Origin of the sequence: Limosilactobacillus secaliphilus, from assembly GCF_001437055.1 — a bacterium.
Taxonomy (GTDB): domain Bacteria; phylum Bacillota; class Bacilli; order Lactobacillales; family Lactobacillaceae; genus Limosilactobacillus; species Limosilactobacillus secaliphilus.
The window spans coordinates 65,809-85,551 of the sequence record NZ_JQBW01000004.1 but is presented as its reverse complement, the minus strand read 5'-3'; the positions used below and the strand labels follow the sequence as shown (position 1 = coordinate 85,551).

Genomic DNA, 19,743 nt, shown 5'->3' with positions numbered 1-19,743 from the left:
TGGGTCTAGTGGATCCAGGGACTTTTTTTGAAAGGATGGTAAGTTTATGTCAAAGAAACGACCGGACGTGGTGCTGGACGTTGACGAACGGCCCCGCTTGGGACAATGGTTCGGTTTATCGTTGCAACACATGTTCTCGATGTTTGGATCGACAGTGCTGGTTCCGATCTTAGTCGGGTTGAATCCAGGCATTGCGCTGTTTAGTTCCGGTGTGGGCACGCTGATTTATTTGTTGATTACCAAGCATAAGATCCCTGCCTACATGGGCTCCAGCTTCTCCTTTGTCGTACCGATGATGGCTTTGATGAAGACGACTGGCTACCCGGGCATTGCTCAAGGGACCGTCGCTGTTGGCTGTGTCTATTTGATTGTCTCATTGATTGTCAGTCTGGTCGGTTCGAACTGGATTGACCGCGTCCTGCCCCCGATCGTTGTGGGCCCAATTGTCATGGTCATTGGTTTGTCGCTGGCCGGCACTGCCGCTAAAGATGCGACGATGAACGGTTCCCATTACGACCTGCGCTACTTTGCAGTTGCCATGCTGACCCTGCTCATTACGATCATCTTCAACATGTATTTGAAGGGCTTTTTAGGTCTGGTACCGATCCTTTTAGGGATTGTCTGCGGCTACGTTATTGCCTGCTTCTTTGGCATCGTAAACTTTGGGCCAGTAATGAGTGCTCACTGGTTCAGCCTGCCAGACTTCCAAGTGCCGTTTCTGACTTACCATCCGCGCGTTTATTGGGGTGCAATCTTCAGTATGGCGCCGATCGCATTCGTCACGATGACGGAACACATGGGTCACATCATGGTCTTAAACGAATTGACCGATCGTAACTTCTTCAAGGATCCAGGTTTGAACCACACGCTGGCTGGTGATGGGACAGCATCGATCATTGCCGGTTTCGTTGGTGGGCCCCCGGTTACCAGTTACGGTGAAAACATTGGTGTCCTGGCCATCACTCGGGTGCACAGTGTCTACGTTTTGATGGGCGCGGCTATGTTTGCCATCTTCTTTGCCTTCGTGGGTAAGCTGAGTGCTTTAATCGAATCCATTCCGTCACCGGTAATTGGTGGTATTTCCTTCCTCCTGTTCGGGGTCATTGCCTCCAGCGGGATGCGGGTCATGGTTGAACACAAGATTGACTTCAATAAGAAGCGCAACCTGATGATTTCATCGGTGATCTTGGTCATCGGGATTGGGAATGCATACCTTCAACTGGGCGAGTATCAATTCTCAGGCCTGGCCGTTGCCGCTGTTTTAGGTGTGATTCTGAACTTGGTTTTGCCTGAAAAAGCGGGGAACGAATAATTATATCTGAGAAGGTTATTAGAACCGGATTAAAATTTAAACATTTATCAATTAAATCCGCTAATATCAACGTTGACAGGCATGACAGCGTTTTAATCGGTTTTGATATTTGCCTTTAAAGATGATATATTTAGGTCTGTAATTTGAGTAAGCAAACCTTGACTCAAGTTTACAGACCCTATTTGTTATAAGGAAAGAGGTGAGATATGAATGGGTGGTGATGCGTACACTTTTAATCTTGGCGGCCTGACTTTTAATATTACGAACATGTTGTCTGGCTTGTTAATCATGCTAATCGTGTTCTTCTTCTTGTTCGGACTGTCACGTCATATCCAGATGAAGCCGAAAGGCGGACAAAATGTAATGGAGTGGATCATTGATTTTACTAACAGCATTGTGCGTGCACAAATGTCACAAGAGGTTGCTAGTGTATATAGCTTCTTTGCATTTATTCTATTTGTTTTTCTGTTCATCGCTAACCAGTTAGGCTTGATTCTACAAGTTGGCTGGAATGGACATGAGTTGATTAAGAGTTCAACTGCTGACCCGATTGTTACCTTGACGTTTTCTTTTGTCGTTCTGACATTAAGCCATTATTCTGGTGTTATGTTTAAGGGGTTAAAGGGTTATCTGAGTGAACTGGTATCGCCAAATGCTTTGATGCTGCCAGTTAACCTGATTGAGGAATGCTCTAACTTCCTGACGCTTGGTTTACGTATCTTTGGTAACATCTATGCCGGTGAATTGCTGTTAGGCTTGGTTGGCAAATTGGCATTTTCACATGGTTGGCCAACAATCATTGTGGCACTGCCAATTGAAATGATCTGGCAAGGCTTCTCAGTATTTATCGGGGCTATTCAAGCTTATGTCTTTGTAACATTAACTACGGTTTATATCTCTAGGAAGGTTTATGGAGATTAGCCACATTTTTAGGAGGAATTAAAATGGGTACAATTGCTGCTGGTATTGCCGCTGCTGCTGCCGCACTTGCTGCTGGTTATGGTAACGGATTGGTTATTTCACATACTATCGATTCAATGGCACGTCAGCCACAAATTGCTGGTCAATTACGGACCACCATGTTTATCGGTGTTGGTCTGATTGAAGCCGTTCCTATTCTGGCGATTGTTGTTGCCTTCATGGTTATGAATAAGTAATCAGCAATCATTAAGAATAGGAAAGGAGGTGTCAATTGATGCAAGTTCTTGCACAATCTAATCAGCTGTACATGGGTGACATGCTCTTTTACCTGATTTCATTTCTCATCATGACGATTCTAGTTTGGCATTTTGCTTGGAAGCCAGTCACGGACATGATGAAAAAGCGGGCCGATAAGATTGCCAATGATATTGACAATGCAACAAATAACCGTAAAGAAGCTGCCAAATTGGCTGCTCAACGTCAAGAAGAATTGAAGGGCTCCAAGGCGGAAGCCACGAAGATCGTTGATGACGCACGGAAAAACGGCCAAGATCTGCGCAGCAAGATTATTGATGATGCTCATAACGATGCTCGTACTATTCAAGAACAAGCACAACGTGACGCTGAACAAGCACGTCAAGACGCACTGAAGGGTGCTAAAGATGACGTTGCAAACCTATCGATTGAGATTGCGTCGAAACTGATTAAGAAGCAGTTAAATGCGGATGATCAGCAAGAATTAATTGATTCCTATATTGAAGGGCTGGTAAAACATGAGTCTTGATCAAAAAACGGTTGCAGGGCGTTATGCTAAGGCACTCATTGAGCTTGCACAAGCAGACGACCAATTAAAGCAAACGAGTCAAGAACTCAGCAGTCTGCGGGATGTCTTTAAGGACAATCCAGGATTGCTTTCGGCTCTGAACGGAACCAGTTTATCTGTGGGCCAAAAAAAGGGCCTGATTTCTGATTTGAAGCAGGGGGCATCTAAGTATGTTGCCAACCTGATTCAGATGGTCTTTGATTATGGTCGGATTAACGACATGGTTGCAATCATTGATGAGTTTGAGAAACAGTATGATGCTTTGATCAAGCGAATTCATGCTGTGGTCGTCACAGCCGTGCAACTTGACGAAAAACGACGTAAGGAAATGTCCGAAGCACTGGCAAAACGTTTTGACGCCAAAGAAGTTGTTTTGGATGAAAAGGTGGATCCTTCAATTATTGGGGGCGCGATTGTTCATGTCGGGGGCCAAACCCTGGATGGCAGCGTCAACACCAAATTGCAGGAGATGCGCCGCTTGCTTGTTAACAATTAGTGTGTACTTGATAGAGGTGAGATTTGTATGAGCATTAAAACTGAGGAAATCAGTTCACTCATCAAGAAACAGCTCGCCAACTACGAAGATTCCATTTCTGTCCAGGAAACTGGTACCGTTACCTACGTTGGTGACGGTGTTGCTCGTGCCGATGGTTTGGAAAATGCCATGGCCGGCGAACTGCTAGAATTTAGTAATGGAGTCTATGGGATGGCCCAAAACCTTGAATCTAACAACGTTGGTATTGTTGTTCTGGGTGATTTTACGGGCATTCGTGAAGGCGATACCGTTAAACGGACTGGCCGGATCATGGAAGTCCCAGTTGGTGATCAACTGCTGGGCCGGGTTGTGGACCCACTTGGGCGCCCACTTGACGGCTTAGGTGAGATTAAGACTGATAAGACTCGTCCAATTGAACACAAAGCCCCAGACGTTATGGAGCGTAAAAGTGTTTCTGTTCCTGTTCAAACCGGTATTAAGGTGATTGACGCCTTAGTTCCGATTGGCCGGGGACAACGTGAATTGATCATTGGTGACCGGAAGACTGGTAAGACTTCGATCGCCCTTGATACAATCATTAACCAAAAGAATCAAAACATGATTTGTGTCTATGTCGCCATTGGTCAAAAGGAATCAACTGTTAAAGCTTCAGTTGAAACCTTACGTAAGTATGGCGCCTTAGACTACACCATCGTGGTCTCAGCTAGTGCTTCCAACCCAGCACCACTGCTGTACATTGCACCATATGCCGGTGCTGCCATGGGTGAGGAATTCATGTACAACGGCAAGGATGTTTTGATCGTGTACGATGACCTTTCAAAACAAGCCGATGCTTATCGTGAACTTTCCTTAATTCTGCGGCGTCCACCTGGCCGTGAAGCTTATCCTGGTGATATTTTCTACACCCACTCACGGTTACTGGAACGTGCTGCACGTTTGTCTGACGACTTGGGTGGTGGTTCAATGACTGCTTTGCCAATCATTCAAACCCAAGCTGGTGACGTTTCCGCATATATTCCAACCAACGTTATTTCCATCACCGATGGTCAAATCTTCTTGGATGCGGATTCCTTCTATGCCGGTCAACGGCCAGCCATTGATGCCGGGACTTCTGTTTCTCGTGTTGGTGGTGACGCCCAAATCAAGGCTATGAAGAAGGTTGCCGGTACCTTGCGTCTGGATATTGCTTCCTACAACGAACTGGCTTCATTTGCGCAATTCGGTTCCGACCTGGACTCCGAAACGCAAGCCCGGCTGGCTCGTGGTCAGCGGACCATGGAAGTATTGAAGCAAGGTCTGCATGAACCACAACCAGTGGAACAACAAGTTGTTACGCTGTATGCATTGAGTCACAGCTACCTGGACAATGTTCCGGTAGATGACATTCAACGCTTCGAAAGTGAATTAGCCAACTACATGCGGGCTAACCACCAAGACTTGTATGACCAGATTAAGTCCACTGGTAAGCTTCCTGAAGGCGACAGCTTGGATAAGGCTATCAGCGACTTCAAGGAGACTTTCAAGACTTCTGATCAGAAGAAGAGTGAAAAAGCTGACGAAGCTTCTGACAATTCTGATGATTCAGAGGATGCAAACAATTAAGTTTGAACCTGTAGAAAGGACGGTGAGATATAGTGCCAGCTTCTTTAGCTGCTGTTAAGCGGAAATTAGAGTCGACACGCAGTACACGGCAGATTACTACTGCCATGCAAATGGTATCTACGGCCAAATTGAACCAGGTTCAACATCACACCAAAACTTATCAAGCATATGAGAGTCAGGTCCGTGCGATCTTGGCAAGTCTGGTTAAATCCCACATCGCGCAATTGCGTGAGCAGGATGAGGACTCAAAGATTGATGAACGGATCAGCAGCCTTTTTGCCCAGCGTGAGGTTAAGAAGGTTGGGGTGTTAGTGATCACTTCTGACCGTGGCTTAGTTGGCAGTTACAACAGTAACGTCATCAAAGCGACGATGGATATGATGGCTAAACATCACTTGAATGCTGATAACACAGTTTTTCTCACCATTGGTAAAAATGGGAGCGAATTCTTTAAGAAACGTGGCATGAATGTCGTTTACGAATACACGGGCATTAGCGACGTGCCATCCTACACCGAGGTGCGCGGGATTGTACGTAAGGCCGTGAAATTGTATCGTGACGGTGTTTATGATCAGCTGTATGTATCATACAGTCATTACGTTAACCGGATCATTTCCCACGAAAAGTCGGAGTTATTCCTGCCGATTTCACCTAATTCACTGGAAGAAGAAACCAGTGAAAAGGTTACAAGTGAGATTGAATCTGAATATGAATTGGAACCCGATTTGACTAAGATGATTTCTGTCTTAGTTCCGCAATACGCTAATAGTTTGGTCTATGGAGCCATTCTGGATGCCAAAACGTCCGAACATGCCTCCAGTGCCAACGCGATGCGGTCTGCTTCTGACAACGCCAGTGATATCATTTCGACGTTGCAGCTGCAGTATAACCGGGCTCGTCAAGCTGCCATTACCACTGAGATTACCGAAATTACTGGTGGGATGACCGCAGAAGATAATTAATGGAGATGGAGGAAACACATGAGTACTACTGGTAAAGTTGTTCAAGTTATTGGACCAGTTGTCGATGTTGAGTTTCCCTTGGATGAAAAGCTTCCTGACATTAACACGGCATTAAAGATCCACAAGGCTAAGGATGATACCTTGACGGTCGAAGTTGCCCTTGAACTTGGTGATGGGGTTGTACGGACGATTGCCATGGACGGTACCGATGGATTAACCCGTGGGATGGAAGTTGAAAACACTGGTGCTTCCATTAGCGTGCCAGTTGGTGATGATACTCTGGGACGGGTATTTAACGTTCTGGGTGAACCAATTGATGGTGGCCCTGAATTCGGGCCTGACGCTAAGCGGATGCCAATTCACCGTGACGCACCAAAGTACACTGAACTGAACAACAACACTGAAATTCTGGAAACCGGGATTAAGGTTATTGACCTCCTGGCACCTTATGTTCGTGGTGGTAAGATTGGTCTGTTCGGCGGTGCCGGTGTTGGTAAGACCGTTCTGATTCAAGAGTTAATTCACAACATTGCACAAGGTCACAATGGTATTTCTGTATTCACCGGTGTTGGTGAACGTAGTCGTGAAGGTAACGACATGTACTACGAAATGAAAGGCTCTGGTGTTCTGGACAAGACGGCCATGGTTTATGGTCAAATGAACGAACCACCAGGTGCCCGTATGCGGGTTGCCTTGACTGGTTTGACCATTGCGGAATACTTCCGTGACGTTAAGGGCCAAGATGTGCTGCTGTTTATCGACAACATTTTCCGGTTCACCCAAGCCGGTTCAGAAGTTTCTGCCCTGTTAGGCCGGATTCCTTCAGCCGTTGGTTATCAACCAACGCTGGCTACTGAAATGGGTCAGTTACAGGAACGGATTACTTCAACCAAGAAGGGTTCCATTACTTCTATTCAAGCCGTTTATGTGCCAGCCGATGACTACACCGACCCAGCACCTGCAACGACTTTTGCCCACTTGGATGCCACTACCAACCTGGAACGTCGGTTGACGCAAATTGGTATTTATCCAGCCGTGGACCCACTTGCCTCAACTTCAACTGCTTTGGCACCAGAAATTGTTGGTAAGGAACACTATGAAGTTGCTACCGGTGTTCAACACGTTCTGCAACGTTATCACGAACTGCAAGACATCATTTCTATCTTAGGGATGGATGAACTGTCTGACGAAGAAAAGACGATCGTTGCACGTGCACGGCGGATTCAAAACTTCCTGTCCCAAAGCTTCAGTGTTGCGGAACAATTTACCGGGACGCCTGGTACCTATGTTCCACTGAAGGAAACGGTTAAGGACTTCAAGGAAATTCTGGAAGGTAAGTATGACGACCTGCCAGAAGAAGCATTCCGTTTGGTTGGGACCATTGATGACGCAGTGGCCAAGGCCAAGAAGATGAAACAGGAACACGAAGAAGCTAACGAGAAATAGGAGGGATGACTATGGCTGATGCGGCAACATTTAACGTTACCATTGTCACCCCAGATGGCACAGTCTTTGATGATACCAGCACCATGCTGGTGGTTACGACGGATGACGGTGAATTAGGCTTCATGGCTAATCACTTGCCGATGATCGCAGCCCTAGCAATTGGTCGACTCACCCTCAAACATGCTGACAGCCAAGCCGATGATACCGAAGTCGCCGTTAACGGTGGCTACGTTCGGTTTGATGGCAATAAGGCTACAGTGGTGGCTGACAGTGCCGAACTCCGTGAACAGATTGATGTTTCACGGGCACAAAATGCTAAATCTCGCGCTGAAAAGACGATTGCCCATGCTAAGGAGGTTCATGACCCCGATGAATTGTCACGTGGTCAAGTCCACTTAGCTCGTGCATTGAACCGTCTGCGTGTTTCTGGAAACCTGAAATAAGGTCATCTAGGAAAAACTTTTAGGCTCTTAGAGTTCATTTAGGTGAACTTTAAGAGCCTTTTTGCGTTAATCGTTGGTTACTTCTTTAACTATCGTTTAAAATCGGTACAGACAAATAGGTCACATTTGGACAAGTGGTATCATGGTTAGGTTAGGAGGCGTTCACAATGCAGTTTGAAGGGATGCAGTCGATACTGACACTGATTTTGCAATTATTATTCATCATGGTTACCCTGCGCGCATTGCGTAGCTTTCACTTAGAAAACTTTTTTCGCCGCCCGCCGGAAGGATTAAGATGGTTGATCGTGGTTTTATCAATCGCCATCGGCAGCGCCTGTGGCAGTTTTTTTGCGGAGTTTTTCGTGATTCTGCACGGCGCTTTGAATATGTGGCATTAAACGTTGAGGCTTTGAGATGAGTAAGTTAGTTATTAATGGGAACCAAGAACTGCATGGAAAAGTAACCTTAAGTGGTGATCAACAAACCATTTTGGCCATCCAGGCAGCCGCAATTTTGTCGACCAGCGGCACGGTCATTGTCGATAATGTGCCAGCCACTGCTTCGATTACGACGATGATTAAGTTACTGCGATCCATCAAGGGCGCAGTGCTCTTTGATCGTCGCCAACATGTTTTGAAAATGGATATCACCCAGCACTTGCAGCCGGTACCGTTGAGCGGGCAGTCGCTGTTGGCAGCCGGTTCAATCTTGGCTCGCTGCCGCCAAGTTGACCTGGTGGATAATGGCTTAGATCCGGCCAACAGTCAATTGATCGTTGAATTAGTGCAGTTGTTGGCAATGATGGGTGCGCACGTAGAAGAGCGACGCAATGGTTTCCATATTCAAGCAGATTATCTGAAGGGCACAGTGATTTCTCTGGTCGGCAAAAGTCTGGAGAGTGTCTTGGCCCTCATGATGGCCGCCACTATGGCACAGGGGATTACGGTTCTGAATAACCCGCCTTACTCACCAGCAATTTTTGAACTGGCAAAGATCCTGAACAAGATGGGCGCCCGAGTTCACGGTGCGGGGACCAATACGATCCGTATCCAAGGCGTAACTTTCTTGCATTCAACCGACTACTATGCGTTGGACGACCAAGATGAGGCCGGCGCTTACCTCGTGATGGGGGCTTTGACTGGCGGTGATGTTTTCGTCGAAGGAGCCTCAGCCATCCATTTACGTTTAGTGATGAACCACCTGGAGAAGATGGGCAATACGTTAGTCGTGCAGCGGAACGGGGTCCGGATCATTGGTACTCACGTTTTGCTGCCACAGAACGTGATGCCAACGTTGAGCCAGCAGTGCAACCGTTATTTGATGGTCGCCCTGTTAGCTTTGCAGCTGCATGCCCTAGGCAAAAGCCAGGTTTGGCACTGTCCCAAGGAATGTCGGGCCGCAATCAAGTCGGTGACCGAAAGCGTTGATGCTAGTTTTAAGAACGGTATTTTGACGCTAAATGGCGGCCAGTTTGATCTGCCTGATGAGATTGCGACGCCGAATGCTTTAGTTGGCCTCGCCGCTTTGACGATGGGTCTGGCAGATAAGCAATCGGTCACGTTAACGCCGGCCGAACCAGCAGGTGAAAGTTTTGACCATCTGCTGGATCAACTGATCGAATTGGGTGCTGACATCCAGATTAGCTTCGATTAGTTCAGTGTTGACTAGGACACAGACGTGATTGTGGTATAATATCATACGATTTAATGACTTGTGTGGAGGGAAAACAACATGGCAACAGATATTGGTATTGATCTTGGTACAGCCAATGTTCTTATTTATGTCCAAGGAAAGGGCATTGTTTTAAATGAACCATCCGTCGTGGCAATTGATGCTCAGTCAGGCAAGGTCCTGGCAGTGGGTTCTGAAGCTTACCGGATGGTTGGACGGACTCCGAGCAACATCCGGGCCATCCGTCCGTTGAAGAATGGGGTTATTTCAGACTTTGACGTTACCCAGGAAATGCTGTCTTACTTCATTGGTAAGTTAAGCGTTAAGGGGGTTATGTCGAAACCAAACATTATGATTTGTGCCCCAACGAACATCACCGAAATTGAACGGAAAGCCATTATCCAGGCGGCCGAACAAGCTGGTGGCGGCAAGGTTTACTTGGAATATGAACCAAAAGTCGCTGCTATTGGTGCTGGTTTGGACATCTTCAAGCCATCTGGCAACATGGTCATCGATATGGGTGGTGGTACCTCAGATATCGCCGTCCTGTCATTAGGTGACATCGTATGCAGTCGTTCAATCCGGATGGCCGGTGATAAACTGAACTCAGACATTGCCGCTTACATCAAGGATCACCATGGCTTGATCATTGGGGAACACACCGCTGAACAAATCAAGATGAAGATTGGGACAGCTCTCAAGGTCGACAATCCTGAAAAGATGGACGTTCGTGGCCGGGATGTAACTTCTGGTATGCCACGGCAGATTGAAACCAACGAGAATGAAATGGAAGAAGCCCTCCACGACACCTTGAGTCAGATTATCCGGGCCGCCATTTCCGTTCTGGAAGTAGTACCGCCTGAATTGGCTAGCGACATCATTGATCGTGGTATCATGCTGACTGGTGGGACGTCACTGTTGAAGGGGATTGACCAGCTGTTCAGTAGTCACTTGAAGGTACCCGTTGTCGTTTCCGAAAAGCCATTGGACAATGTTGCTAAGGGTGCTGGTGAAATGCTGGAACGGATGCAAAAGACCTCAAATGAAAAGTCCAGCCACACCAGCTGGTTTTCTCGGAAAAAAGACTAAATGATTAGTCGCTGTTTAATAGCGATGATTCGTTTCTACCAAAAGACGATTTCTGCGCGACGGCCATTTCGAGTATGTCGTTTCGAGCCCACATGTTCAGCGTACATGTTAACGGCCATCCAACGATTTGGTTTGAAAGGGGTTCTGCTCGGCATTAATCGTCTTTTACGTTGTCATCCATTCGCTAAAGGGGGATATGACCCCGTACCGCAAAAGTTTACATTCCATCATTTACGATAGGCAGGGTGAGAAAGTGTCTAAGAAAGAAAAAAATATTGAAGTCAATGTAAAAGACATTGAAGAAAATGGGCAACCAGTCCAACAAGTATTTATCGGTAATACCTTGATTGGCGAGGTCGCTGCAGCTGATGGCAAGTTTGCGGCTACCATTGCCATGAACAATCAGCAATTCACGGTGCAGTCACAAGAGGAAGGCTTGGAGACGATTCTGCAACAATATCATCTCCACCAGCATTAACAATTGTTAAAGGAGCAGTAACGCATGCAACGTTCACAAAGCGAAGAAAGTGAATCACGGATTGACTGGGGGATCATCTTCTGTGTCCTCCTGCTGGCTCTGATCGGCCTGGCTTCAATTTACGTGGCTGGGACGCATGACCGGCAGCCGGTTAATGTTGTCCGGCAAGTGATTACACAATTAAGCTGGTACGTAATTGGCTCAATCTTGATTGTGGTCATCATGCAATTTGATTCGGAGCAACTATGGAAGATTGCCCCGATTGCTTACTGGGTCGGCCTCTTCCTGATGTATGCCATCCTGGTCTTCTACAGTCGGTCCTACTTTGCTAATACTGGGGCCAAAAGTTGGTTTGCGATCGGGCCGTTTACTTTCCAACCATCGGAAATCATGAAGCCGGCCTATATCTTGATGATGGGGCGGGTGATCACGACCCATAATAGCGAGTATGCCGTCCATAGTGTCAGCAACGACTGGCGTTTGATCGGGAAGATGTTTCTCTGGCTCTTCCCCGTCCTAGTTTCACTGAAGTTCCAAAACGACTTTGGGACGGCGCTGGTCTTCTTTGCGATCTTCTGTGGTATGGTGCTGGTTTCAGGGGTTACCTGGCGGATCATTGCACCAGTGGCTGCCGGCTTAGTCGTTGTCGGTTCCACTGTCTTGGCCATGGTTACGAGTACCTTTGGCCGCCACATTCTGGAACACCTGGGCTTCCAGGCCTACCAATTTGACCGGGTGGACACCTGGTTGAACCCTTCCCAAGATACCAGTAACCAAGGTTATCAACTCTGGCAAAGTATTAAGGCGGTTGGTTCTGGTGGTATTACCGGGACTGGCTTCAACAACTCGCACGTTTATGTGCCGGTGCGTGAATCGGATATGATCTTCTCAGTCATCGGTGAAAACTTCGGCTTTATTGGTAGCATCCTGTTGATCTTGCTGTACCTGTTGCTGATTTACCTGATGATCCGGGTCACCTTTGATACGCGTAACGAGTTTTACGCCTACATCGCGACGGGGGTCATCATGATGATCCTCTTCCACGTCTTTGAAAACATCGGGATGAACATCGGTCTCTTGCCATTGACCGGTATCCCGTTGCCATTTATTTCTGCCGGTGGTTCGTCTTTGATCGGTAACTTGATTGGGATTGGAATGATTATGTCGATGCGTTACCACCATCATTCCTACATGTTCAGCAACCAGAAAGACTTTCACTAAGGACGGCGGTTTGAATGCGTTTATTGGCCCATCCATGGTGGTTGAAACCATGTGGTGATCATATGATGGCTCTCGGCTTAACGCACCACGCTTGTGAATTGCTCGGACAATTGTCTTTTGTGGACTTGCCGAATAAGGGTGCGGAGTTAACTGTCGGGATGCCGTTTGCCTCTTTTGAGGGGACGCGGATGGTGATCAGTCTTGATAGTCCGGTCAAGGGCCGAGTTGTCGCCGTCAATCCTGAACTAGCCGGCCTGGTGGCGCCGTCTGTAAACAATCAAGATTATCTTATTAAAATCGAAAGCAAGAGTTGTGACTTGAATTAACACAACTCTTTTTTATTGAAGGAGGCGTAAGTCATGCCTAAATTAACCGTTCAAAACATTAATTTGCAACTCAAAGAACTACATGCCGGTTTGAATGACGGTACGATCTTTACGGAAGTCTTGCCGGCCATCGATGAATTGATCTTGGCACGGCCACATCATGCGCGGACGACCGTCGATTTGCCAACGGTCAGCATGCGTTTTCAGCATCAGTTAGACCACTATTTGAAGCTCGCCAAGGAGAAGCAGGCAGTTAATTTAGACGATGACTTTAAGGAAAAGCTCATGGCTGTTTTGGCGACTGATCGTGGCGACCTGCGTGAAGAGATTATGATGCTGATGAGCAGTTTGCTGGAAAAGAATCAATTGGCCAAAGATGATTTGAAGAAGTTTTATCGTCATTTGACGGATCCTAAACTCTTATTCAGCCACATCTTGGAACCTAAGAATAAGGCAGTCTTCGGTCGGACGTTGGCTTTAAGCTTGCTGCGGCTCATTCTGTATGGTGATCGGGCGGGTTACTTTTTCCTCACGAGCAAAGACGTTCAGTCATTGGTGGAGAAGATCGGCTTGTACGCGGTACTGGAAAGGGATCCGCGGGGATTTGTCAATGGTTCTGGTTGGGTCCACGTGTTCTCGGCCTTGCCTAGTATCGGTGATGAACTGTGTCAGCATAATGAGTTGGTTCGCGGGGATAAAATCTTCTTACAAGCGGTGATTGTGGAGAGCTACCGGCTGATGCCACACGTGTTGTCAATGGGAGAAAATGAGGAGGTTGGCGCCTTCCTCTTGTCCTTAATGGGGCAGCATCAGCTGTATCAACAGTTCTTCAAGGCTCAATTGACGCGCTGGCGGGCTGATTTAGATAGCGATGATCCAGCCAGCAGTGAATCCTGGAGCCGGATTTTCAATTATCGGCATCTGATGCAATCGATGCTGTTGGATGGTCGCCTGCCGCGCGACATTGTTAAACAGATCGTTGGGACGGATCAGCAAGAATAGCTAGTCAAGTTTCATTTCATGTGGTAAACTTGAGTTTCCATGAGCGCGAGAATAAATAGATTGGTGGTAGATATTGATGACTAAGAAACTGCGAGTCGCTTTACTGTTCGGTGGTAACTCTTCCGAACACGACGTCTCTAAGCGTTCTGCACACAACATCTATGATGGCATGGACAAGAACAAATATGATGTTTCGTTGTTCATGTTCACTAAAGACGGAGTGCTGCTCAACAACGAGTATTCACAGCGGATTTTTGACGGCGAACCTGAAGACCAAGTGGTAAAGGAAGCATATGCCCACATGGACTTTGATTCACCGATGGCCAACTTGAATGCTCTGCAGTCGGCCGGACCGATTGACTTCTTCTTCCCCGTGATCCATGGGAACTTGGGTGAAGATGGAACCATTCAAGGTCTTTTCCGTCTGTTGAAGAAGCCTTACGTGGGTTCCGGAATCGCGGCCAGTGCAATTTCCTTCGATAAGGATTACACCAAGCGGATTCTGGATCATGCCGGGATTCGGAATACGCCATACGTATTGGTTACGCCAGAAAATCGGCGGCAATACGATTGGCAAACGATCGAGCGTGAATTAGGCTCAATGGTGTTTGTCAAAGCTGCTAAGCAAGGTTCTTCAGTAGGGATCACCAAGGTCACTAATGAAGAGGAATATGAACGCGGCTTGACGGATGCCTTTCAATACGGCTACAAGGTCATTGTTGAAAAGGGGATTGACCATCCTCGGGAAGTCGAAATTTCAATCTTAGGTAACGAAAAGCCAATTGCCTCCAAGTTAGGTGGCATTCGGGTACCAAAGGGCGATGCCTTCTACGATTACGAAAACAAGTTCGTGGATGCATCCGGCGTGGTCTTTGACTTGCCAGTACAGTTACCTGAAAAGTTGACCAAGGAAATCACCGACATGGCACTGAAGGCTTACCGGGTCCTTGGCATGAAGGGGCTGGCACGGATTGACTTCCTGGTTGATGCCAATGGCGTACCTTACCTGGGCGAACCAAACACCTTGCCTGGCTTTACCAATATTAGTTTGTATCCACAGATGTGGGATGTTTCCGGAATTAAGTATTCTGACTTGATTGACCGTCTGATCGAATTAGGCTTGAAGGAATTCAAGCGTCAGCAGAAGATCAAGTACAGCTTCAAGGCCCTGGGTCAGGAGCATGTTGGTAGGAAGGAATACCATTAATAAAGTTAATTATTGATCAATTATCAATGAACGTGTTGTCATCATAAATGGTGACAACACGTCTTTTTATTTCCTCATGAATTATTAATTTAAAATAGGGGCTAGAAAATTATGATTTAGTGATTGCTTATCGACAGATTGACGATTATAATCATGTTGGTGGATAATAATCGGAAAAGAGTTCATGACATTTTTTGTATAACCTGTTTTTACTACTAGTCAATATAGGATAAATCGATAAACTTGATATTAATCAAAAATGATAATATGATGAAAAAAGCCTAAGTTAATATGTTATAAAAAGGCTAATTTAATTCGTGGAGAGGAAGAATCAACATGAAACTAAAGGGTGAAAAACTAAAAGATATTCGGCGTAAGCGCGGGTTATCGCAAACTGCACTTGCTGAAGGCATTTGTACCCAAGCTACCATCAGCCTGATGGAAAAACAGAACCGGATACCAAAAATGAACATCCTGAACGCTATTTGTTCCCGGCTGAATGTTGAAGTTGGGACATTAATTCAGGATGATGATGTCTCCATGACGGCCCTGTTTGACGAAATTAGTTTAATGCTGGTTCGTCATGACTTTAAGAACGCTCGCAAAGAATTAGGCCAGATTAAAGTCAAAAAGCTGGAAACCGAATTTGATAAACAACGTTATTACTACCTGCTGGGGATGGAACAAGTTCAAAACGACCAAGTTGATGAGGCCATTTTTAACTTTGAACTGATTTTGACCCAGTTCACCACCATGAGTGCCAACATTTATTGGGCACTCACCACTGTTGGTATGGCGCGTGCCTACGAGAAGCGCGGTAATTCCGATCGGGCCCTCAAATTTGTGCAACGGGCAGTTAATTTGATTGACAAGAAGAAGATGGCTGGTGGCCGTCGTCAATGGCAGATTTTGTATCGTGACATTGCCTCCTTGTATCTGGAATTAGGGAAGCCTGAACAGGCAGTCGAGATGGCTAAGCGCGGGATTGACCTGTGCCGGCAAAACGAATCACTGTTCCTGCTGGCTTCTTACTACAGCTTAGTAGGACAGGCTGATTTGAAGGAAGGCAAGGATCAGGAAGGTCATGACAACTTGGTCATTGCCCGCAGCGTGGCAATTGCTAACGAAGAACAAATGGTTGTCGATGAAGTCAATCAGCTGTTGAAATAATTGAGACATAACATAACATAAATAAAAAGAAGCGTGATGAAATTTATCGCGCTTCTTTTTTGTTTTTTATTAAGTTTGAAATTACTTCTTTGGTAATGCGATTGGCTTGTTGTTGAGGTCCGTCCGCACAACCATTACATCACAGATAGCGGTGCGGGTAACAAACTCGGTAACTGAACCAATCAGGATCCGTTCAACCGCATTGAGACCAGTTGCACCAATCATGATCAGGTCAGCATGCATTTTTGCAGGGACATCGCGGGCAATGATCGTCTTTGGTGAACCATATTCAATGGTGTAACTAACCTTGTTCAGACCTTGCTCTTTAGCATAGTCAATGTATTCATCCAAAGTCTTCTTGGCCGTCTTAGTGACCTGTTCAACCATTGAGCTATCGAAGCTGGAGATATTTTGAAAGGCCCGGGTATCAACAACGTGCAGTAATTGCAGTTCGGTATCCGCCCCGTTACGCTTAGCAACTGCTACGGCCTTTTTAAAAGCTAATTCAGCTTCCTTTGACCCGTCAACAGGGACCAAAATATGGTGGTATTGTTGTGTTTTCATAAGAAGAACCTCCTTCTTTGCTCTTATCCCTATTTTACAGCATTTAACCCGAATACGTAAAGCTGATTGCCAGTAATTAGACACACAACCGTTTACAGACAAAAAAAGAGATTGAGTAAAAACTCAACCCCTGAAAGACTCCGTTCGTGCCGTTATTGATCCGACAGTGTTGACCTGCGTGTAAGACAGGTGGGATACGGTACTTAATTTTCAGCTACCGAGTGAAAGGGCATGTTGTCCATTAAGTTTAAACACTAATCCCAAAGTAATAAGACTGTAAGGCAAACCTGCGATATGGACAAGGCGTACACAACAGAGCCACTATTTGCATGCTAGCACAACCGACGAAAAGGTGCAATGAAAGCGATTACTTATTCCGTGGCTTACGGTGACGTTGGGCAACGAACAACTGCGAATATTGCCGGCCATATGCCTGTTCGAAGCGACCGTTAGCTTTCGGATAATAATACTGATCATTTTTAATCTGATCTGGCAGGTATTGTTGCCGCACCCAATCTTCTGGATAATCGTGCGGGTAAAGGTAGTCGTTACCATGGTGCAACTGATGGGCTCCCTTATAATGGGCATCCTTCAAGTAATCGGGAACTTCACCGTAGTGGCCTTGCTGAACTCTTTGCAGGGCACTATCGATTGCAGTGATGGCCGAATTCGACTTTGGTGAGAGGCACAGTTCGATCACTGCGTTGGCCAACGGGATCCGTCCTTCCGGCAGGCCTAAACTCTGGGCAGCTTGAATGGCTAAGTTAGCACGAGCCGCTGCCGGAGGGTTAGCCAAACCAATATCTTCATAGGCGATGACCATGAGGCGCCGGGCAATGCTAGGCAGGTCGCCGGCATTGATTAAGAGGGCTAGGTAGTGGAGGGCGGCATCGGTATCGCTGCCACGAATGGATTTTTGAAAGGCCGAGATGATGTCGTAGTGGGCATCACCATTTTTATCGGCGGTCATTTGCGGATGCTGGGTGCTCTCCTCAATCACGGACATGGTCAAGTGGATGACGTGATCATTGTCCGGCGGGGTCGACATGGCCGCCAGTTCCAGACTGTTTAAGGCACTGCGGAGATCACCATTGCTGGCTAAGAGCAGCTGTTGTTCCGCATCGTCATCCAATTTCACGTTAAGCTTGCCCAAACCGTTCTCCTTGTCGCTTAAGGCACGTTGGATAGCTTTGTGCATATCGGCTACCGACAAGGGGTGGACTTGAAAAATTTGGGTCCGACTGCGGATAGCTGGGCTGATGTTGATATAAGGGTTTTCGGTCGTGGCCCCGATCAACACTATCCGGCCACTTTCCAGCAAGGGGAGCAAGAAGTCCTGTTTGTTGCGGTCGAGCCGGTGAATTTCATCCAACAAGAGGATGACAGTGCCACTCATCTTGGCTTCTTCGGCGACGACCTGTAAATCCTTTTTGCTGTCGGTTGCGGCGTTCAACTTACGGAAGGCGTATTTAGTCGAACCAGCGATGGCACTGGCAATGCTGGTCTTTCCCGTACCCGGCGGTCCATACAAGATCATCGAGGATAGACGGCGAGCTTTCACCATGCGCCAGATGATCTTGCCCGGAGCAATTAAATCTGACTGTCCGACCACATCCGCCAGTTTCTTTGGCCGCATGCGGTAAGCTAAAGGTTTCATAGATGGTCCTCCTTATTTGTGAAAAAGGTGTTTGAAGAAGGATTCATGTTTTTCTTTGGGCTGATCCTCGGATTTAACGGGCTGCTGACTTAACTTGGCCACATCCACCGGGTTGGCAAACACCGCTTCGTGGGCAGTGACGACGACGGCGAGACTGTCGGGCTTGGTTTTGATTTCAGCGCCCGTTTTAATCGTGAAGTCAACGTTCAACTGGTTGGCGGCCGTCAAGTATTTGCTCGTGTAGCGATCGTCGATGTTGCCGTTGATGATGACCAGGCTGTCCGGATGCTTTTGCAGTGTTTCTTTGAAGATTGTCATCCAATCCTGCTGCTTGATTTCCGCAATGCTGATTGTCAGCCACACCCGTTCTCGGAAGGTGCCCATGTAACGACGCTGTTCATCAGGTTTAATTTTGGGCTGACCATAAATTTCCTGTTTCAAACGATCATTAACATCAGAGTCGTGCTTTTCCATCGATCATGGCCTCCTTTAAAAAACAATTGATACAAAAAAGGACTGGTGAATAAACACCAGTCCAGGTAATGAACAACCAAACATTAAAGCAGGTTGTTGTAGAATTCAACGACAAGGGATTCATCGATGTCGGCGTTCATGTCTTCACGTTCAGGAATCCGAACTAACTTACCTTCCAGCTTGTCAGCATCGAATTCAACGTATGAAGGACGTGCAACAACGGCATCAACAGCGTTCTTGATGATGTCTAAGTTCTTAGACTTTTCACGAACGGAGATCACTTGGCCAACAGAAACTTCGTAGGAAGGAATGTCGACACGCTTGCCATCAACCGTAATGTGACCGTGGTTAACCAATTGACGTGCTTGACGACGAGTAGTAGCCAAACCTAAACGGTAAACCATGTTGTCTAACCGGCGTTCCAGCAAAGCCATGAAGTTAGTACCGTGAGTACCTTCCTTGATCTTGCCGGCACGAACGAAGAGGTTACGGAATTGACGTTCAGTCAGACCGTACATGAAACGCAGCTTTTGCTTTTCACGCAGTTGCGTACCATATTCTGACAGACTACCACGACGATCATTACCGTGATCACCGGGAGCATATGGACGACGAGCTAATTCCTTACCAGTACCTGAAAGTGAAACACCCAGACGACGTGACTTACGCCAACTAGGACCAGTGTAACGAGACATAAAATAATCCTCCAATGTATTTTGTTGGAGTAAAATAATCCGATTGTAAGGTCACATTCGTGCAGGCCAGTTGGATCGTTCACCCTAGCAGCCGGGTTACTAGAAACACCAAAAAGGCACTGGTCTGTTGACGAGCTTGCTCCTTACTGCTGCATTATTTTACACAAAAACTATTCTACAATGA

Annotated in this window: 23 protein-coding genes; 19 read left to right on the top strand and 4 right to left on the bottom strand. The window is 46.7% G+C overall.

What is annotated here, in order from left to right:
* The first annotated feature begins 46 nt into the window (after window positions 1-46).
* The 19 genes from IV45_RS00450 to IV45_RS00365 all read left to right on the top strand — a co-directional run bounded on the left by IV45_RS00450 (window position 47) and on the right by IV45_RS00365 (window position 16,169).
* Window positions 47-1,312 (top strand): uracil-xanthine permease family protein, encoded by a 1,266-nt coding sequence (locus IV45_RS00450; RefSeq protein WP_057739565.1) that lies wholly within the window; start codon window positions 47-49, stop codon window positions 1,310-1,312.
* 210 nt (window positions 1,313-1,522) lie between these two features.
* Window positions 1,523-2,233, top strand: a complete 711-nt coding sequence (atpB, locus tag IV45_RS00445) for a F0F1 ATP synthase subunit A (RefSeq protein WP_057739563.1) — start codon at window positions 1,523-1,525, stop codon at window positions 2,231-2,233.
* Between the two features lie 23 nt (window positions 2,234-2,256).
* On the top strand, window positions 2,257-2,469 hold the full coding sequence (gene atpE / locus IV45_RS00440) for a F0F1 ATP synthase subunit C (RefSeq protein WP_057739561.1): 213 nt from the start codon (window positions 2,257-2,259) through the stop codon (window positions 2,467-2,469).
* A gap of 38 nt (window positions 2,470-2,507) precedes the next feature.
* Window positions 2,508-3,017, top strand: coding sequence for a F0F1 ATP synthase subunit B (gene atpF, locus IV45_RS00435; protein WP_057739558.1), 510 nt, complete (start codon window positions 2,508-2,510; stop codon window positions 3,015-3,017).
* Window positions 3,007-3,552 carry an ATP synthase F1 subunit delta gene (atpH, locus tag IV45_RS00430; protein WP_057739557.1) on the top strand — a complete coding sequence of 182 codons (546 nt, stop codon included), beginning with the start codon at window positions 3,007-3,009 and terminating at the stop codon, window positions 3,550-3,552. Before atpF ends, atpH begins: the two co-directional genes overlap by 11 nt.
* A gap of 27 nt (window positions 3,553-3,579) precedes the next feature.
* Window positions 3,580-5,154 carry a F0F1 ATP synthase subunit alpha gene (atpA, locus tag IV45_RS00425; RefSeq protein WP_057739555.1) on the top strand — a complete coding sequence of 525 codons (1,575 nt, stop codon included), beginning with the start codon at window positions 3,580-3,582 and terminating at the stop codon, window positions 5,152-5,154.
* 32 nt (window positions 5,155-5,186) lie between these two features.
* The gene (locus IV45_RS00420; protein WP_057739551.1) at window positions 5,187-6,116 is read left to right on the top strand and encodes a F0F1 ATP synthase subunit gamma; all 930 of its coding nucleotides are present in this window, start codon (window positions 5,187-5,189) and stop codon (window positions 6,114-6,116) included.
* Window positions 6,117-6,134: 18 nt separating this feature from the next.
* Window positions 6,135-7,562, top strand: coding sequence for a F0F1 ATP synthase subunit beta (atpD, locus tag IV45_RS00415; protein WP_057739549.1), 1,428 nt, complete (start codon window positions 6,135-6,137; stop codon window positions 7,560-7,562).
* Between the two features lie 11 nt (window positions 7,563-7,573).
* Window positions 7,574-8,005 carry a F0F1 ATP synthase subunit epsilon gene (locus IV45_RS00410; protein ID WP_057739547.1) on the top strand — a complete coding sequence of 144 codons (432 nt, stop codon included), beginning with the start codon at window positions 7,574-7,576 and terminating at the stop codon, window positions 8,003-8,005.
* Between the two features lie 167 nt (window positions 8,006-8,172).
* Window positions 8,173-8,403, top strand: a complete 231-nt coding sequence (locus tag IV45_RS00405; protein WP_157051179.1) for a DUF1146 family protein — start codon at window positions 8,173-8,175, stop codon at window positions 8,401-8,403.
* A gap of 16 nt (window positions 8,404-8,419) precedes the next feature.
* A complete protein-coding gene (locus IV45_RS00400) occupies window positions 8,420-9,658 on the top strand; it encodes a hypothetical protein (protein WP_057739546.1) in 1,239 nt (412 codons plus the stop codon).
* Between the two features lie 78 nt (window positions 9,659-9,736).
* Entirely contained in the window at window positions 9,737-10,765 is a 1,029-nt protein-coding gene (gene mreB / locus IV45_RS00395) for a rod shape-determining protein (RefSeq protein ID WP_057739544.1), read from the top strand.
* The gene (yidD, locus tag IV45_RS07705; protein WP_083487212.1) at window positions 10,766-11,005 is read left to right on the top strand and encodes a membrane protein insertion efficiency factor YidD; all 240 of its coding nucleotides are present in this window, start codon (window positions 10,766-10,768) and stop codon (window positions 11,003-11,005) included.
* Window positions 11,006-11,018: 13 nt separating this feature from the next.
* Entirely contained in the window at window positions 11,019-11,243 is a 225-nt protein-coding gene (locus IV45_RS00390; protein ID WP_057739928.1) for a DUF2969 domain-containing protein, read from the top strand.
* Between the two features lie 24 nt (window positions 11,244-11,267).
* A complete protein-coding gene (locus tag IV45_RS00385; protein ID WP_057739542.1) occupies window positions 11,268-12,464 on the top strand; it encodes an FtsW/RodA/SpoVE family cell cycle protein in 1,197 nt (398 codons plus the stop codon).
* Window positions 12,465-12,478: 14 nt separating this feature from the next.
* Window positions 12,479-12,790 (top strand): glycine cleavage system H family protein, encoded by a 312-nt coding sequence (locus tag IV45_RS00380; RefSeq protein WP_057739540.1) that lies wholly within the window; start codon window positions 12,479-12,481, stop codon window positions 12,788-12,790.
* A gap of 33 nt (window positions 12,791-12,823) precedes the next feature.
* Complete coding sequence (locus IV45_RS00375) at window positions 12,824-13,792, top strand: DUF2785 domain-containing protein (RefSeq protein ID WP_057739538.1); 969 nt, start codon at window positions 12,824-12,826, stop codon at window positions 13,790-13,792.
* A gap of 76 nt (window positions 13,793-13,868) precedes the next feature.
* Window positions 13,869-14,999: a D-alanine--D-alanine ligase family protein gene (locus IV45_RS00370; RefSeq protein WP_057739536.1), complete on the top strand. Its 1,131-nt coding sequence runs from the start codon at window positions 13,869-13,871 to the stop codon at window positions 14,997-14,999.
* Window positions 15,000-15,335: 336 nt separating this feature from the next.
* Window positions 15,336-16,169, top strand: coding sequence for a helix-turn-helix domain-containing protein (locus IV45_RS00365; RefSeq protein WP_057739534.1), 834 nt, complete (start codon window positions 15,336-15,338; stop codon window positions 16,167-16,169).
* 81 nt (window positions 16,170-16,250) lie between these two features.
* Here the strand turns inward: IV45_RS00365 and IV45_RS00360 are convergent, their stop codons facing one another.
* The 4 genes from IV45_RS00360 to rpsD form a co-directional block, all read right to left on the bottom strand.
* A complete protein-coding gene (locus tag IV45_RS00360; protein WP_057739532.1) occupies window positions 16,251-16,733 on the bottom strand; it encodes a universal stress protein in 483 nt (160 codons plus the stop codon).
* A 367-nt stretch (window positions 16,734-17,100) separates the two neighbouring features.
* The gene (locus IV45_RS00355) at window positions 17,101-18,390 is read right to left on the bottom strand and encodes a replication-associated recombination protein A (protein WP_057739530.1); all 1,290 of its coding nucleotides are present in this window, start codon (window positions 18,388-18,390) and stop codon (window positions 17,101-17,103) included.
* 12 nt (window positions 18,391-18,402) lie between these two features.
* Complete coding sequence (locus tag IV45_RS00350; RefSeq protein WP_057739529.1) at window positions 18,403-18,864, bottom strand: YueI family protein; 462 nt, start codon at window positions 18,862-18,864, stop codon at window positions 18,403-18,405.
* A gap of 83 nt (window positions 18,865-18,947) precedes the next feature.
* Window positions 18,948-19,559: a 30S ribosomal protein S4 gene (rpsD, locus tag IV45_RS00345; RefSeq protein WP_057739527.1), complete on the bottom strand. Its 612-nt coding sequence runs from the start codon at window positions 19,557-19,559 to the stop codon at window positions 18,948-18,950.
* Window positions 19,560-19,743: the final 184 nt, after the last annotated feature.